This window comes from Streptomyces sp. NPDC003393 (genome assembly GCF_053589015.1).
The window spans coordinates 27261-42468 of record NZ_JBSFRB010000059.1; the positions used below are offsets into that span (position 1 = coordinate 27261).

Annotated in this window: 14 protein-coding genes and 1 pseudogene; 8 read left to right on the top strand and 7 right to left on the bottom strand. The window is 72.2% G+C overall.

The annotated features are described in order from the left end of the window. Positions 1-21: 21 nt before the first annotated feature. From ACWDUZ_RS35630 to ACWDUZ_RS35640, 3 genes are all read right to left on the bottom strand, one after another. A complete protein-coding gene (locus tag ACWDUZ_RS35630; protein WP_451635969.1) occupies positions 22-1038 on the bottom strand; it encodes an EamA family transporter in 1017 nt (338 codons plus the stop codon). Between the two features lie 62 nt (positions 1039-1100). Continuing rightward, positions 1101-1673, bottom strand: coding sequence for a Clp protease N-terminal domain-containing protein (locus tag ACWDUZ_RS35635; RefSeq protein ID WP_451635970.1), 573 nt, complete (start codon positions 1671-1673; stop codon positions 1101-1103). A 138-nt stretch (positions 1674-1811) separates the two neighbouring features. After that, entirely contained in the window at positions 1812-2426 is a 615-nt protein-coding gene (locus ACWDUZ_RS35640; protein WP_451635971.1) for a PadR family transcriptional regulator, read from the bottom strand. A gap of 102 nt (positions 2427-2528) precedes the next feature. Between ACWDUZ_RS35640 and ACWDUZ_RS35645 the strand changes: the two are divergent. Beyond that, positions 2529-2768, top strand: a pseudogene (locus tag ACWDUZ_RS35645) (aminoglycoside phosphotransferase family protein); the annotation flags it as partial. Between the two features lie 694 nt (positions 2769-3462). After that, positions 3463-4272: a PhzF family phenazine biosynthesis protein gene (locus tag ACWDUZ_RS35650; RefSeq protein ID WP_451635972.1), complete on the top strand. Its 810-nt coding sequence runs from the start codon at positions 3463-3465 to the stop codon at positions 4270-4272. A 114-nt stretch (positions 4273-4386) separates the two neighbouring features. Here ACWDUZ_RS35650 and ACWDUZ_RS35655 read toward each other — a convergent pair whose 3' ends face one another. Both ACWDUZ_RS35655 and ACWDUZ_RS35660 read right to left on the bottom strand, forming a co-directional pair. Further along, positions 4387-5175: a CPBP family intramembrane glutamic endopeptidase gene (locus ACWDUZ_RS35655; RefSeq protein WP_451635984.1), complete on the bottom strand. Its 789-nt coding sequence runs from the start codon at positions 5173-5175 to the stop codon at positions 4387-4389. A gap of 169 nt (positions 5176-5344) precedes the next feature. After that, on the bottom strand, positions 5345-6862 hold the full coding sequence (locus ACWDUZ_RS35660) for a glutamate--cysteine ligase (RefSeq protein ID WP_451635973.1): 1518 nt from the start codon (positions 6860-6862) through the stop codon (positions 5345-5347). A gap of 574 nt (positions 6863-7436) precedes the next feature. Here ACWDUZ_RS35660 and ACWDUZ_RS35665 point away from each other — a divergent pair. Together ACWDUZ_RS35665 and ACWDUZ_RS35670 are read left to right on the top strand one after the other, a co-directional pair. Next, on the top strand, positions 7437-8027 hold the full coding sequence (locus tag ACWDUZ_RS35665) for a hypothetical protein (RefSeq protein WP_451635974.1): 591 nt from the start codon (positions 7437-7439) through the stop codon (positions 8025-8027). 368 nt (positions 8028-8395) lie between these two features. Further along, a complete protein-coding gene (locus ACWDUZ_RS35670) occupies positions 8396-8602 on the top strand; it encodes a DUF5999 family protein (protein ID WP_451635975.1) in 207 nt (68 codons plus the stop codon). A gap of 155 nt (positions 8603-8757) precedes the next feature. Here ACWDUZ_RS35670 and ACWDUZ_RS35675 read toward each other — a convergent pair whose 3' ends face one another. Together ACWDUZ_RS35675 and ACWDUZ_RS35680 are read right to left on the bottom strand one after the other, a co-directional pair. Further along, positions 8758-9810 carry an endo-1,4-beta-xylanase gene (locus ACWDUZ_RS35675; RefSeq protein ID WP_451635976.1) on the bottom strand — a complete coding sequence of 351 codons (1053 nt, stop codon included), beginning with the start codon at positions 9808-9810 and terminating at the stop codon, positions 8758-8760. A 159-nt stretch (positions 9811-9969) separates the two neighbouring features. Next, on the bottom strand, positions 9970-11484 hold the full coding sequence (locus ACWDUZ_RS35680; RefSeq protein WP_451635977.1) for a glycoside hydrolase family 43 protein: 1515 nt from the start codon (positions 11482-11484) through the stop codon (positions 9970-9972). A 215-nt stretch (positions 11485-11699) separates the two neighbouring features. On the opposite strand from ACWDUZ_RS35680, the gene ACWDUZ_RS35685 reads away from it, so the two are divergent. The 4 genes from ACWDUZ_RS35685 to ACWDUZ_RS35700 all read left to right on the top strand — a co-directional run bounded on the left by ACWDUZ_RS35685 (position 11700) and on the right by ACWDUZ_RS35700 (position 15084). Further along, positions 11700-12095 carry a TOBE domain-containing protein gene (locus tag ACWDUZ_RS35685; protein WP_451635978.1) on the top strand — a complete coding sequence of 132 codons (396 nt, stop codon included), beginning with the start codon at positions 11700-11702 and terminating at the stop codon, positions 12093-12095. Positions 12096-12272: 177 nt separating this feature from the next. After that, positions 12273-13097, top strand: coding sequence for a molybdate ABC transporter substrate-binding protein (gene modA, locus ACWDUZ_RS35690; RefSeq protein WP_451635979.1), 825 nt, complete (start codon positions 12273-12275; stop codon positions 13095-13097). Further along, complete coding sequence (modB, locus tag ACWDUZ_RS35695) at positions 13094-13939, top strand: molybdate ABC transporter permease subunit (protein WP_451635980.1); 846 nt, start codon at positions 13094-13096, stop codon at positions 13937-13939. The genes modA and modB overlap by 4 nt, the downstream gene beginning before the upstream one ends. A 53-nt stretch (positions 13940-13992) precedes the next feature. After that, positions 13993-15084, top strand: coding sequence for an ABC transporter ATP-binding protein (locus tag ACWDUZ_RS35700; RefSeq protein ID WP_451635981.1), 1092 nt, complete (start codon positions 13993-13995; stop codon positions 15082-15084). Positions 15085-15208 lie beyond the last annotated feature (124 nt).

The following is a 15208-nucleotide window of genomic DNA, read 5'->3' on the forward strand; positions in this document are numbered from 1 at the left end:
CCTGTGTGCATGATCAGGACCCTAAGCGGCCGTACCGCGTGCCGACAACTCTCTTTCCGCCCCGCCCGCCGCCACCGGCCGCGCGGGCTCCGCCGGTGTCTTCGCCGGCGTGGAGGACTGCGCGATGAACGCGCCCAGCAGGACGACGGCGCCCCCGGCGACCTGCGGCGCGGAGAGGTGTTCGCCGAGCAGCACCCAGGCCAGCACGGTGGCGATGACCGCTTCCAGGCAGGCCACCACGCCCGCCACCTGCGGGGAGAGCCGGCGTACCGAGAGCACGCCGGTGATATACGCGAGCACGGTGGCGACCAGCACGATCCAGACCAGCAGGACTGCGGCCGGGACCGGGGAGCCGTTCATGTGCGCGGTGTGCGCGAGGACCGGCCAGTCCATGCCCCAGGGCCGGGCCACGACGGTCAGCACCGCGGCGCCGACGAGGAGCCCGTACGCGATGACGCCGAGCGGGTCGGGCGCCGTGCCGTCGGTGTCCCCGCCGCCATGGTCGGAGAGGACGAAGTAGCCGACCTGGCAGCAGGCGGCGCCGAGCGCGAGCAGCAGTCCGAGGGCGTCGAAGCTCAGTCCGGACCAGACCTCGACGACGCAGGCGAGCCCGCCGGCCGCGAGGACCACGCCGAGCGCGGCGGCCCGGGTGACCGGCCGCCGCTGCACGAAGCGGACCCAGCCGAGCACCAGGGCCGGCGCCAGGTACTCGATGAGCAGAGCGACCCCGACGGGTATGCGGGACAGCGCAGCGAAGTAGCAGGCCTGGACGCCCGCCACGGCGAGCAGGCCGAAGCCGGCGAGCAGCGCGGGGCGCCGGCGCAGCAGGGCGCGGTGGCGCACGGCGAGCGGCAGCATGACGAGGGCCGCGCCGGTGACCCTCAACCACACCACGTGCAGCGGGTCCAGCCCCGCCTCGATCAGCGGCTTGGCCGCGACCCCGGAGCCCCCGAACGCGAGCGCGGACACAAGCGCGAGGCCGAGCCCGACACCCTTGCCGGACCGCGCCTTACTGATCCCAGACGTAACCACCGGCACATGATGACAGGCGACGACAGGAGCGTCATCCCCGATGACACCTGTCTCGACGGCTGGACGCGTCAGCGCGGGCCCGACGGACTCCCCACCGCTTCGTCCCGTTCATGGGTTCCGTCCAGCCGGCCGGCCAGTTCCCGGGCGTCGAATCCCGCGCGGGTGAGGACCTCGACGGCACGTGCCTGGGGGTCCGCCACGAGGGCGGCCAGGAGGTCGAGGCCGCGGGCGAGTTCGTCGCCGCGCCGTGCCGCGCGCCGGCGGGCGTACTTCAGGGCGGCCGCCGCCAGGGGCGAGCAGCCGTCGGTTCCGGCCGCCGCCGCTCCGGTCACCACGGGCAGCGCGCCGGAGTCCTCGATGCCGCTCTGCCAGCGCAGGCCGTAGCCGATGCTGCGCTGCACGAGGTAGCCGAGCAGCCGGGCGATCTGCGGACCGGCGCCGAGGACGGCGCGTACCTCGGGGCCGGACTCCAGGAGCGCGTGCAGCAGGTGGGCGGTGTCGATGTGCCGGTCCCGGTCCCGGACGGCCCTCCTGCGGGCAGCGGTGACCACCGCGGCCAGTTCGTCGCTGAGCCGGGCATCGTCGTCCGGACGGCGGCCGTCCTGCTCGGGGGCCGGCGGCCTGGGGATACGGGGTCGCACATCTGCCAGCCCATCAGCCTCGCGCGCCGCGGTCATCCCCGGCGGGAAGCATTTCCGCGTCCCACGGAAAGTGGACCCGAGTGGCCGGAATCTCCTCCTTGCGGAGGAGATCAGGCCTGCGGCAGAGCCGTGCCGGGGTCAGTCCTCGTCGGCCAGGATCAGATACAGCTTCTTGCGGGCCTCGTTGATGACGGCGAGCGCCTTCTCGCGCTGCTCCTTGCTGCCGGTCTTCCAGACCTGACCGAAGGCCTCCATCAGCCCGAAGCCCGCCTGGCGGATCTCACCGAAGGCCTCCCAGTCGATGCCGCGCGAGGCTTCCTCCCACGGCGCCTCGGGCCCCTCGTCGGCCGCGCTGCGGCCCGCCTCGGTGAGCGAGAACAGCCTCTTGCCGCCCTCGGACTCACTGACGATCAGCCCTTCGTCCTCCAGCAGTTGCAGCGTCGGGTAGACCGAGCCGGGGCTGGGCTTCCACGCGCCGCCGCTGCGCTCGGCGATCTCCTGGATCATCTCGTAGCCGTGCATCGGACGATCCTTCAGCAGCGCCAGGATGGACGCCCGTACGTCCCCGCGCCGCGCCCTCCCGCGCGGTCCGCCGCGCCCTCGTCCGCCCCAGGGCCCCGGACCGAAACCCGGTCCGAAGCCGGGCCCTCCGGGACCGAAGGGCCCGAACGCCGCACGCCGCCCCTCGAAGCCGCCACGGCCGCGCCACGGGCCGTCGTGGCGGTGTCCGTGCTCGGATCCATGGGTGTGCATCGCAACCACTCCATTCCATCGTTGATCTGTCGCGATGCTTCAACGATATATCGGACACACTTCTCCGACAACCCTCGCTTCCGCGCGGCGTCGCAGCCGGCCGCACGGCTGCGGATTCTTGCCGACGGCTACGGCCTCTCGACGGGGGACCGCGCCGAGCTGCCCGCCGTCATCGAGCAGGCCACGCAGGTCTGCCGGGCCTTCGTCGCCCGCCGCGTGGCCGGAGGAGACCCCGTCTATCTCCAGGCGTTGGCCGAGCGTGGTGGATGGGAACGCTGGGACCGCATGCAGACCTGGCTGGTGGACCACCGTCAGACGTTCACGGCTGCCCTGCTGAACTGACCGGCCTGGACGTTCGAGGACAGACGGGAACGTGTCTCGGACCGGGGCGGGCAGCGTCAGCTCTCGCCCGCGTCGTGCTGGGTGCAGCTGCAGATCCGGCCGACGGGAGGGACCCCGAAGCGCCGAAGCGCGGTGGAGCACCTTCCGCCCTCACCACCGGTGCTGAGCCCGCGCCGGGCCTACACCCAGTTCGCCCAGCCGAAAGTGAAGAGATAGGCCCGGCGCCCCCCGTCCGGGCCTCGAGCGCCGCGAAGGAACATGACCCCCAGAGCAACGAGGAACAGCGCAGCAAAGGCGCCGGCTACAAGGGCCCCAGCGACAGGGCCTACGAGCAAGCCCACGAGCATGCTCGCCACGATGACGATCCCCAGACCGAAGTGAGCAGCAGGCAAGTCCGCCCTGATCACGTCCCGCAACGCCTTGCGCACCGACCGCATGTCGAAGTCGTACCGCTCACGCGCTGCTGTCGGATCAGCCGCGGGACCCTCGGACCACCGTTCCATCGTCACCCCCGCTCAGTCTGCGGAGACTGGCGGCGAACCGGTCGACGCGCGTCACCCCATACGGTCCGAGCAGGTCAGCAACGCGTGAACGACCGGCTTCGATGACACAGGACACTCGTCTCCCCGATCCGTGGCCGCCGTCCGCGAATTGGCCTTGGCCTGCGCCGTCCTCCGCACCCTACCGTCAGGGCATGCGGATTCGAATCGTCGACGCCTTCACCGACCGCCCCTTCTCCGGCAACCCGGCGGGCGTCCTCCTCCTCGACGCCTTTCCCGACGACGACCGGCTCCAGAAGGTGGCCCTGGAGGTCAACCACGCCGAGACGGCCTTCGCGCACCGGCTGCCCGACGGCGGCGAGGCCGACTGGGCGCTGCGCTGGTTCACCCCCGCCACCGAGGTCGCGATGTGCGGGCACGCCACACTCGCCACCGCACACGTCCTGCACACCACCGGCGCGCACAGCGGACCGGTGCGCTTCATCACGCGCAGCGGCGTGCTCGTCGCGGCACCCGCCGAGGACGGTGCGATCACCCTGGACTTCCCGACCGCACCCCTCACACCGGTCGAGGTGCCGGACGGGGTCGCCGAGGCCCTCGGCGCCGAGCCCCGCACCGCCTTCGACACCGGTCCGGACGTCGGCGACCTGCTGCTGGAACTCGCCGACGAGAAGACCGTCCGCAGCCTCGACCCCGACCACAAGGCCCTGGCCGCCTACTCGACGCGAGGCATCATCGCGACCGCCCGCGCCGAGGACCCCACCCGCGGCCACGACTTCGTCTCCCGCTGCTTCTTCCCCAACGTCGGCATCGACGAGGACCCGGTCACCGGCAGCGCACACACCGCCCTCGCCCCCTACTGGTCGGAGCGTCTCGGCCGGACGGACCTCACCGGTCTCCAGGCCTCGCCACGCTCCGGCCGGGTGCGTACGGGGTTGCGCGGCTGCCGCACGCTGCTCACCGGGCACGCCGTCACGGTCATCGAGGGCGAGCTGCACGCCTGAGTGCCCGCATCCGGGGCCGCTCAGGCGAAGGGGGCGTACGGCATGTGCCGTACGCCCCCTTCCACACGAATCCTGGGCATCGCGGGCCGCTCGGGCGGGCCACGGCCGCCCGGCTCACGCCGTGGGCAGCCAGCCCACCTTCCCCGCCAGCAGGGCGTAGCCGACGAAGGCGCCGATGTCGAGCAGGGAGTGCGCCACGACCAGTGGGCCGACCCGCCCCCACCGGCGGTAGAGCCAGACGAACACCACGCCCATCACCATGTTCCCGACGAAGCCGCCGATCCCCTGGTAGAGGTGGTACGAGCCGCGCAGCACGGAACTGGCGGCCAGCGCGGTCCCGGGCGTCCAGCCGAGGCCGCCGAGCCGGCGCAGCAGATAGCCGACCACGATGACCTCTTCCAGGACCGCGTTCTGCACCGCGGACAGGACCAGTACCGGGTACTTCCACCACACCGACGGCAGCGCCTCGGGCACCACCGTCAGATTGAAGCCGAGGCCACGGGCGGCCAGGTAGAAGGCGATGCCGGTGCTGCCGATCACCGCGGCGATCGCGGCGCCCCGGCCGAGGTCCGGCCAGGGACGGGAGCGGTCGAAGCCGAGCGTGCGCAGGCTCTCGCCCTCGCGCAGCAGCAGGTGGGCGACCAGGGCGACGGGGACGAGCGCGGTGGCGATCCCGAAGAGCTGCCAGGCGAGGTCCAGCCAGGGGCGGCCGGGTGCGGCGGAGGCGTTGAGGGTGGCCGCCTGGTCCTTGAGGCCACCCGGTCTGGTGACCGATCCGACGAAGCTGATCAGGGCGGAGACGCCGCTCGCACCGAGAGAGAGGGCGAGAACGAGCAGGGTCTCGTCACGGAGCATCCGCCGCGACAGCCGCTCGCGTGGCGCGGCCTCGTCCGTCGGCCCCATCTCCTCCTGCACGCTGCGCCTCCCGTACACCGTTCTGTGAGGTCACAGCTTGCCCCATCCGCCTCGTCGGGGCGCGGGCACCCCCGCCGGCTCGGCCCGGCGGGGGCGGCGGCCGGGTCGGCACAGCGGTAAGGACGGCCGGCTCGGCTCAGCAGGACCGGCGGACGGGTCAGCTCAGCGGAACCGGCGCGGGAATGCCGACCGGCCAGGTGTGGACCGGGTCGCCCAGCCACATCAGCTCGCAGTAGCGCCGGGTCGTGGCGGCCAGCGCCTCGTCCCTGGTGAGACCGCTCTCCACGCCCCGGTGGAAGGTGGCGGCCTGCCACTGGGCGCCGTTGGTCCGGTTCCGGCACCGCTCCTCGATCACGCCGAGATAGCGGTCCCGGTCCACCGCCTCCACACCCCAGGCGTCCAGACCGGCCTCGGCGAGCGGCAGCAGCTCGTCGCGGACCAGGGTGACGGCGTCGACCTCGACGGTGCCGGAGTAGCGGCCGCGCCGGGGCCAGCGGAACCGGGCGTCGATCCCGTACCGGCAGGCCGCGTCGAAGTTGGCGGCCGCGGCCTCGAAGGGCAGCCGGGTCCACACGGGCCGGGACTCCTCGGCGAGCGCGCGGACGAGGCCGTAGTAGAAGACGGCGTTGGCGATCACGTCGGTGACGGTGGGCCCGGCGGGCAGGACCCGGTTCTCCACCCGCAGGTGCGGTACGCCGTCGGCGATGTCGTAGACCGGCCGGTTCCAGCGATAGACGGTGCCGTTGTGCAGGACGAGCTCGGCCAGCCTGGGGACATCGCCGGCGTCGAGCGCCTCGAGGGGGTCCTCGTGGTCGCAGATCGGCAGCAGCGCGGGGAAGTAGCGCAGGTTCTCCTCGAAGAGGTCGTACGCGGAGGAGATCCACCGCTCGCCGAACCAGGTGCGCGGCCGCACGCCCTGCGCCTGGAGCTCGGGCGGGCGGGTGTCGGTGGACTGCTGGAACAGCGGGGGCCGCGACTCCCGCCACAGCTCGCGCCCGAAGAGAAAGGGGGAGTTCGCGCCCACGGCGATCTGCGCGGCGCACGCCGCCTGCGCCGCGTTCCACACGTCGGCGAAGCGGCCCGGGGTGACCTGGAGGTGCAGTTGCACGGAGGTGCAGGCGGCCTCAGGGACGATGGATTTCGAGGTGCAGGTCAGCCGCTCCACGCCCTCGATGTCCAGGGCGAAGTCCTCACCGCGCGCCGCCACGATCTGGTCGTTGAGCAGCGTGTAGCGGTCGACGTCGGAAAGGTTGGAGGAGACCAGGTCGTCCCGGTCGAGCGTCGGAAGAATACCGATCATCGCTATCGACGCGTCGACCTCTCCGGCTTTTCGGTCGGCATATGCCAGTGACGTCCTCAACTCCTCGGCCAGCCGGTCGAATACCCGCCCGCCCAACCGGTGCGGGGCGATGTTCACCTCAAGGTTGAACATGGCGAGTTCCGTCTGGAAGTCCCGGCTCGCGATGCGCTCGAGTACTTGCGCATTGAGCATTTTCGGCATGCCGTCCGAGCCGACGAGATTCAATTCGATCTCCAGCCCCATCAGGTTCTTGGGGCGGTCGAACCGCTTCTCCTCCAGCAACCGCTCCAGTCCCTTCAGACACCGGTGGAGCTTGGCGCGGTAGCGGTTGCGATCCGACAGGTCGAACTCTCCTGCCACGACCTTCTCCCCCATCGCAGCGTCCCTCCTCGCTCGGGCGGGCCGAGGATCCGGCCGCCGGGGTCCCGGTCAGGTGGGATGATGCCCCACGAACGCGATCGATAACGTCCCGGCACCGTCCCGCACCGACTACTCTGGTCCCGAATGACCGTCCGGCACATTCACCGGGCATGGGGCAACAAGCAAGTACGCGTACCCCCGAGATCTCGTGAAAAACGCCGACGACAACAAGCCGACCGCCGCGCGGACAGAGCACGAGGTCACCGCGGCGCACCCCGGCCAGAAGCGGCAGCGATCCCGCGAATCTCCGGCTGAATAGCGCCTTGTCGTTCACGCCGGAAACAGCTAGGTGAAACAGCGTCTGAACATTTCTCGTATAAACTCTGCTGAACGGCAGAAGGTTGGCGCCCGCGGCCTGGACCCGCGGTCCCGGTCATGTCCGGCATGCCGCGCTCCGCACCTCCCCGTACACCCCTCGTACGCGAGGCCCCGGCCCCGCCCCCTCCCTGCCCCGAGAGCTGACAGCGTCGTCCGCCCCACCCGCCCCGCCCTCGCGCCACCCTGCCTGTCGAATGAGAGGCGACCCACCATGCCGCTGCACGTCCCGCCGGCTCCCGCGCCCGCACTTCGCTCCGTCCTCACGGCACTCGGTTCCCCCACCGCGGTCCGCGAGGCGCCCACACCCGCGCTCCGCGCCGCCCAGGGTCCGGTCACCCCCGAACTCCCGCTGCCCGTGCACGTCCTGGACCGGATCACGCCCGAAGGGATCTCCTCGACCCGGCTGGCCGGATGGCGCTTCCTGATCCGCGTGGGCGACCAGGCCGTGGCCGCCGCCGAGACCAGGCTGACCCCTGACGGCTGGGCCTTCTCCCACTTCTTCGAGGGCCCCTACGTGACCTCGACGGAGCGCGCGCTGCGCCAGGCGGAGACCCTCGGCCAGCCGTACCAGCCACGCCTGCTGTCGCTCCCCAGCCTGTACATGCTCACCCTGTGGCTGCACGGCGACCTCGGCGACGACGGGGCCGGCGGCCATCCGGCCCCCGGCGACCTGCTCGTACCGCTGGCGCCGGCCCCGCCGGGCATACCGGCCCACGCGCCGCACCGGGTCGCCGACCTGCTCCCGGTCCTCACCCATCGGGCGACCCCTGCCCCCGTACGGCTCATGGGCTCGCCCGCCTGACGTCCGCGCGCCGGCCACTGGGCGCCGCCCCGGACCGTCCCGGACCACCTTGTCGTACCCCGCCGCCGGATCCCCCGGAGGCGGGGTACGACGCCGTTCACGGCCCGATGGACCGACCGGACTAGCCCCATCCGGCCAGACGGAACCATCCGAAGAGGCCGTGCGTCGGAGATGAACCGCTCAGGCGGGTGAGGCGTCTCCAACCTGTGAGAAGCGGTGCCGTGAAATGCCTGCGGAAACACGCTCGTGAGGCAACACTGGTTTCAGTCCGACTCATCCGACGGGGGGCGGCCATGGAGAGTGCCACCAGCCGCGAGACGCGCACACCGACCATTCCGGGCCAGACGACAGAGCGAAAGATCCCACCCATGTGCCAGCACCAGCCACCATGTCCGTCAGCCGACTCCGCCGACCGGGAATCCGCCCGCCTCTTGGCGCACCACCCGGAGCAGGGCTGGAGCCTGCTGTGCAACGGCGTTCTTCTCTTCGAGGACACCGGTGAGCTGCTGCCGGACGGTCAGATCATCGCCCCGCACCGGCCACTGGGTGCCGACCGGGTGATGACCGCCGCCTGACACGACGGCGGCCACGGTCCGGGGGCGCGTCCGCTGCGCCGAAGACGGGCCGGAGAGCCGCCCGCACGACGAGGGGCCGGCTCGCACGGTGTGCGAGGACCGGCCCCGACGCATGTCACGTCCCGACTACGAACCGTAGCCGCCCGGCGACCCTGTCACCTGGCGAGCGCGTCACGCAGCGCCTGGTAGGCCGGCTTGGGCCGCAACTGCTCGTCCCACGGCAGCGCGGCGCCCTCCCCGGAGAAGACGGCCGGGATCCACGAGTACTTGTCGGTGAAGTCCCAGATGGTGACGCCGACGCAGTGCCGTACGGCCAGGCACGCCCGCGTCAGGTCCCCGTACCAGGTGGCCTGTTCGGCCAGCTTGTCGTCGGTGGCGGGCAGCTGCATCCGGACGTCGACCTCGGTGAGCGCGGTGTCGAGGCCGAGGCGGGAGAAGCGGCGCAGGTTGTCCTCGATCGTGGCCGGGTAGCCGTACTGGAGCGCGAGGTGCGCCTGGAGGCCGATGCCGTCCAGCGGGACGTGCTCCGCCTTGAGCTGCTTGGCGAGGTTGTAGTAGGCGTCGCTCTTCGGGCCGACGGCCTCGATGTTGTAGTCGTTGAGGTACAACTTGGCGTGCGGGTCGGCCTCGTGGGCCCAGCGCAGCGCGTCGGCGATGTAGCCGGGGCCGAGGGTCTTGTACCAGATCGTGTCCCGGTACGTGCCGTCCTCGTTGAAGGCCTCGTTCACCACGTCCCAGGAGTAGACCTTGCCCCGGTAGTGGTGCACCTCGGCGGTGATGTGCTTCTTCAGCACGGCGCGCAGCTCGGCCGCGGTCCACTCGCGCGAGGTGAGCCAGGCGGGCAGCTGGCTGTGCCAGACCAGGGTGTGGGCGCGCACCTTCTGGTGGTTGGCGCGGGCGAGATTCACGATCTCGTCGCCCTTGGACCAGTCGAAGACACCCTGCTGCGGCTCGGTGCTCTCCCACTTCATGCCGTTGCCGGGCGTGATCATGTCGAACTCGTTGCCGAGGATCTTCGTGTAGGCGCTGTCGGTCAGCTCGGGGTTGTCGGTGGCGCTGCCGAAGTAGCGGCCGTGACGGTGGGCGAGGTCGGCGAGGCCGGGCGTCCGCCCGTGGGCCTGGGCCGCGGGGCCGGTGGCGACGCCGCCGACCACGAGGGCTGCGGCGAGCGCCCCGGCGAATCTGAGGCGAACGGTGGTCCGTGACATGGGGCGACTCCTCGTTTCTGATTCGAAACTTTCGGCTCATGTCCAGAAAGCTGCGGTGCACCTTAGGGACACCCGTCCGCGCTCGGCAAGCCCTCGTCAGGCGGCAATTCGCGGGCGGTTCCGCCCGGTCGCCGCGCTGCCGAGGGCGCCGACGGAACGTCAGGCGGACCGGGGGCGGTAGTCGAACCAGTCGAAATCCGCGCTGCCCGCGGTGGCGTACATGCCGATGACCCGCCCGGTGAAACCGCCCGCGACCTCCGTGGACAGATAGCGGCCGTCGAGTTCGGCCAGCGCTACCGTCCCCTCGCCGGTCTCCACCGAGAAGGCGATCGCGTCGGGGCCGCCCGACCTCAGACCGGGCGCCCGCTCGCCGGCGGCCGTGACCGTGGGCGGCGGCACCTCCGACGTACGGATCTCCACGTGCAGCGTGAGCGGACCCGGCGGCACCGGGTGCTCGGCGATCCGCTGCCGCGCCGGTCCGATCCGGACGACGACGCTCGCCGTCCCCCCGCCGATCTCCAGGTCGTAGTGGTGGGCCTCGTCCAGGCGGACGGACAGGCCGGCCCGTCCCGAACCGGGGTCCAGACGGGCCGCCGCCCGGCAGTCGGGGTGCTGCTGCCTGCGCCCGACGAGGGTGTGGCCGCAGCGGTCGAGGCTGTCGCCGGTCGCGGTCAACGTCAGCCACCCCGGGCGCCGGCTCAGCGACCAGGAGCCGTCCGGCCTGCTGCGCGGGGAGAGCCAGTACGGCGCCAGGGCCGGCGCGTCGAAGTCGTCCCGGCCGGACCGGGCCGGGAACGGGTGCCAGGCCGCCGGGGCGGGGTGGCTCTCGCCCACCGGGTCCACCGTCGGCCATCCGTCCACCCACCGCACCGGCGCCAGGAACGTCTCCCGGCCGAGCACGTGGAACGCGGGGAAGTAGCCCCGGGGCCGGGTGCCCAGGAGCAGCATCCACCAGGTGCCGTCCGCGGCCTGGACCAGATCGGCGTGGCCGGTGCACTGGATCGGCCGGTCGGTGCTGCGGTGGGAGACGATCGGGTTGTGCGGCGCCGGTTCGTAGGGGCCGCGCGGGGAACGGGCGCGCGCGATCGACACGCTGTGGCCGTGCGCGGTGCCGCCCTCGGCGAGCATGAGGTACCACCAGTCCCCGACCCGGTACAGATGCGGCGCCTCGGGATGCTGCATCCCCGTCCCCGACCAGACCTTCAGCGGCCCTTCCAGCACCGTTCCGGTCCGGGGGTCGATCCGGGCCAGCCCCACTCCGGACACGGCGCACCAGCAGGTTCCGTCGTCGTCCCAGGCGAGGTCGGGGTCGATGCCGGGCAGGTCGATGCAGACGGGGTCCGACCAGGGGCCCTCGGGGCGTTCGGCGGTGACCAGGAAGTTGCCGAGGCCGCCGACGTTGGTGGTGATCATGTAGAAGCGGCCGTCGTGGTGCCGGATCGTCGGCGCGTAGATCCCCGCCGAGGCCGGCAGGTCGTCCGGCCACCGCAATTGCCCGGGGCGGTCGAGGACATTGCCGATCTGCCGCCAGTGGACCAGGTCGCGGCTGTGGAACAGCGGGACACCGGGGAAGTACTCGAAGCTGGAGCACACCAGGTAGTAGTCCTCGCCCACCCGGCACACGCTGGGGTCGGGATGGAAGCCGGGGATCACCGGGTTGTCGTACGTCCGCATGAAGTCGAGCCCCTTCCTGAAGGTCGAACGAGTCGAAAATTTCGACACCAGTGACGAATGTTTATGGCAGTCGCACTGTAGGGGCGGCGCGCAGGGCCGACAAGGGAGCGGATCAAGCTGGCCGTGCGGCCGGGCACCCCCGTACACACGGCCCGACTCGGCCGGTCAGCGACCGGCGTGCACGGCCTGGCACCGGCGGTCCTATCGTGACCGGCATGCAGTCCTACACGATCGGCCAGGCGGCCCGTCTGCTCGGGGTCAGTCCGGACACCGCACGCCGTTGGGCGGACGCGGGCCGGGTGGCCACCCACCGCGACGAGAGCGGACGGCGGCTCGTCGACGGCCGCGACCTCGCCGCCTTCTCCGTCGAACTGGCCAGGTCAGGCGGCGGTGAGGAGGAGGTCTCCTACACCTCCGCCCGCAACGCCTTCCCCGGAATCGTGACGGCCATCAAGCTCGGCGACGTGGCGGCACAGGTGGAGATCCAGGCGGGACCGCACCGCCTGGTCTCGCTGCTCACCCGGGAGGCCGTCGAGGAGCTGGGCCTGGAGGTCGGCATGGAGGCCACGGCCCGAGTGAAGTCGACAAACGTACATATCGATCGGACCTAGTCGGCCGCACCCATCCGTACAGACGCACATGCCATGCCGAGCCGCCAGACGGCCAGCTCATACGAAGCCACAGCAGACTTCCGCCTCGCAGATGCGGCAGTATCATCACGGCATGGCCCCCTTCGGCCATGGCAGGGCGCGACGCCTGCCACGCGGCAGCAGAGAGGTAGACCCGTGATGACCGGTTCCGTACGCCGGACGCGGAGTGTGCAGGTGGCCGGTGTGGGAGTCGCAGCGGTGCTGGCCCTCAGCGGCTGCTCCTCGTCGTCCTCCGGGGACTCGTCCTCGTCCGGGTCCGGCTCGGCGACGTCCTCCTCCCAGAAAGTGACCGGCACGGTGACCGTCTTCGCCGCCGCCTCGCTGAAGGAGAGCTTCACGGCGCTGGGCAAGGAGTTCGAACAGCAGCACCCGGGGACCGAGGTCACCCTCAACCTCGGCGGCAGCGACACCCTCGCCGCGAGCATCACCGGCGGAGCGCCCGCGGACGTCTTCGCCGCCGCCAGCGCCAGCACCATGCAGATCGTGACCGACCGGGGGGACACGGCCGGCGCGCCGGCCACCTTCGTCCGCAACCAGCTGGAGATCGCGACACTGCCGGGCAACCCCGACAGGATCTCCTCCCTGAAGGACCTCACCAGGTCCGGCCTGAAGGTCGTCCTGTGCGACAAGGCGGTGCCCTGCGGCGCCGCCGCGCAGAAGGCGCTCACCGCCGCCGGCCTCGAGCTCACTCCGGTCTCCTACGAGCAGGACGTCAAGTCCGCGCTGAACAAGGTGGTGCTCAAGGAGGCCGACGCCGCGGTGGTCTACCGGACCGATGTGAAGGCGGCCGGTGGCAAGGTGGAGGGCGTGGAGTTCCCCGAGGCGGCCGAGGCCGTGAACGACTACCCGATCGCCCTTCTCGACCACGCACGCGACTCCGCGGCGGCCAAGGCGTTCATCGCGCTGGTGCGCTCCGCCGAGGGCCAGAAGGTGCTGGCGCAGGCAGGGTTCCTCAAGCCGTGACCACGACCCACGACACCGGCGCGGTGCCCCTGCAGGACGGTCCGCGACGCCGGCGTCTCTCCCGAGGCGCACCGCTTCCTCTGCTGGTGCCCGCGCTGGTCGGCCTGGCGTTCCTGCTGCTGCCGCTGCTGGCCCTGCTGATCCGCGCCCCCTGGCGCAGCCTGCCCGACCAGCTGACCAGCACGGAGGTGTGGCAGGCGCTCCAGCTGTCCCTGATCAGCGCCACCGCCGCCACCGCCGTCAGCCTGGTGCTCGGCGTACCGCTGGCCTGGCTGCTGGCCCGGACCGACTTTCCCGGACGCGGCCTCGTACGGGCTCTGGTGACGCTGCCGCTGGTCCTCCCGCCGGTGGTGGGGGGTGTGGCGCTGCTGCTGGCGCTGGGGCGCAACGGGGTCGTCGGACAGTGGCTGGACTCCTGGTTCGGGATCACGCTGCCGTTCACCACGGCCGGTGTGGTGGTCGCGGAGGCCTTCGTGGCCATGCCCTTCCTCGTCATCAGCGTGGAGGGCACACTGCGCGCCGCGGACCCGCGCTACGAGGAGGCGGCCACCACACTGGGGGCGTCCCGCTTCACCGCCTTCCGCCGGGTCACGCTGCCGCTGATCGCACCGGGGATCGCGGCGGGCGCCGTGCTGGCCTGGGCGCGGGCGCTCGGCGAGTTCGGCGCGACGATCACCTTCGCCGGCAACTTCCCCGGCCGTACCCAGACCATGCCGCTGGCGGTCTACCTGGCCCTGCAGAACGATCCGGCCGCCGCGATCGCGCTGAGCCTGGTGCTGCTCGCGGTGTCGATCGCGGTGCTCGCGGGTCTGCGGGACCGCTGGACGACGGCGTCCTCATGAGGCCGCCACGGATCCCCCCGCACGAACCGTCGCGCATCCTGGACGATCACTTCATGACCGACATCGACGAGACCACGAACGGCGTCCGCGCCGAGGACCCGGAGGGTGCCGGGCTGGACGCCCGGCTCGTCGTCGCACGCGGCGCCTTCCGGCTCGACGTGGCGCTCACCGCCGCCCCGGGGGACGTCGTGGCCCTGCTCGGCCCGAACGGCGCCGGCAAGACCACGGCCCTGCGCGCGCTGGCCGGTCTGGTCCCCCTCACCGACGGCCATCTGCGCCTGGACGGCGCCACCCTGGACCGCACGCCGCCGGAGGCGCGTCCGGTCGGGGTCGTCTTCCAGGACTACCTGCTCTTCCCGCACCTGTCCGCCCTGGACAACGTGGCCTTCGGGCCGCGCTGCCGGGGCGCGGGCAAGGCCGAGGCGCGAGCGCAGGCCGCCGAGTGGTTGGCGCGCATGGGCCTGGCCGACCACGCCGGCGTCAAGCCGCGCAGGCTCTCCGGGGGTCAGGCCCAGCGGGTGGCCCTGGCCCGCGCCCTGGCCACCCGACCCCGGCTGCTGCTCCTGGACGAGCCGCTCGCCGCACTGGACGCCCGTACCCGCCTGGAGGTCCGGGCCCAGCTGCGCCGGCACCTCGCCGAGTTCGAGGCCGTCGCCGTCCTGGTCACGCACGACCCGCTGGACGCGATGGTGCTGGCGGACCGGCTCGTCGTCGTCGAGCACGGGCACGTGGTGCAGGAGGGCGCCCCGTCGGACATCGCCCGCCGCCCGCGCACGGACTACATCGCGCAGTTGGTCGGCCTGAACCTGTATCGCGGGCAGGCCGAGGGCCACACCGTACGGCTGGACGGCGGTCCGGTCCTCGCCACCACCGAGGATCTGTCCGGACCCGCGTTCGTGGCGTTCCCGCCGGGCGCCGTCACCCTCTACCGGCACCGTCCCTCCGGCTCCAGCGCGCGCAACCTGTGGCGGTGCGAGGTCGCGGGCCTGGAGACGCACGGCGACCAGATCCGCGCCGACCTCACCGGCGAGCTGGCCCTCGCCGCCGACCTGACCACGCTCGCCGCGGCGGAACTCGACCTGCACCCGGGCGCGGTCGTCTGGGCGGCGGTCAAGGCGGCCCAGACCCACGCCTACCCGGCCTGACAGGTCCGGCCACGGCCCGACGCGACTCGACGGGCCCCCTCGACCACATGGGGCCCCTGCCCGGCCCAAAGACCGGGCCCGGGCCCCCAGTGGGTGTTGCGGCGGGGGCGGCCGGGGGGCGGGT

What these genes read in the sequence shown, in the direction of transcription:
- ACWDUZ_RS35700 (WP_451635981.1), top strand. Translation starts at nt 13,993, where the DNA reads ATGACCGACATCGACGAGACCACGAACGGCGTCCGCGCCGAGGACCCG.
- ACWDUZ_RS35685 (WP_451635978.1), top strand. Translation starts at nt 11,700, where the DNA reads ATGCAGTCCTACACGATCGGCCAGGCGGCCCGTCTGCTCGGGGTCAGT.
- ACWDUZ_RS35660 (WP_451635973.1), bottom strand. Translation starts at nt 6,862, where the DNA reads ATGGGGGAGAAGGTCGTGGCAGGAGAGTTCGACCTGTCGGATCGCAAC.
- modA (WP_451635979.1), top strand. Translation starts at nt 12,273, where the DNA reads ATGACCGGTTCCGTACGCCGGACGCGGAGTGTGCAGGTGGCCGGTGTG.
- ACWDUZ_RS35670 (WP_451635975.1), top strand. Translation starts at nt 8,396, where the DNA reads ATGTGCCAGCACCAGCCACCATGTCCGTCAGCCGACTCCGCCGACCGG.
- ACWDUZ_RS35640 (WP_451635971.1), bottom strand. Translation starts at nt 2,426, where the DNA reads ATGCACACCCATGGATCCGAGCACGGACACCGCCACGACGGCCCGTGG.
- ACWDUZ_RS35665 (WP_451635974.1), top strand. Translation starts at nt 7,437, where the DNA reads ATGCCGCTGCACGTCCCGCCGGCTCCCGCGCCCGCACTTCGCTCCGTC.
- ACWDUZ_RS35655 (WP_451635984.1), bottom strand. Translation starts at nt 5,175, where the DNA reads ATGGGGCCGACGGACGAGGCCGCGCCACGCGAGCGGCTGTCGCGGCGG.
- ACWDUZ_RS35650 (WP_451635972.1), top strand. Translation starts at nt 3,463, where the DNA reads ATGCGGATTCGAATCGTCGACGCCTTCACCGACCGCCCCTTCTCCGGC.
- ACWDUZ_RS35680 (WP_451635977.1), bottom strand. Translation starts at nt 11,484, where the DNA reads ATGCGGACGTACGACAACCCGGTGATCCCCGGCTTCCATCCCGACCCC.
- ACWDUZ_RS35675 (WP_451635976.1), bottom strand. Translation starts at nt 9,810, where the DNA reads ATGTCACGGACCACCGTTCGCCTCAGATTCGCCGGGGCGCTCGCCGCA.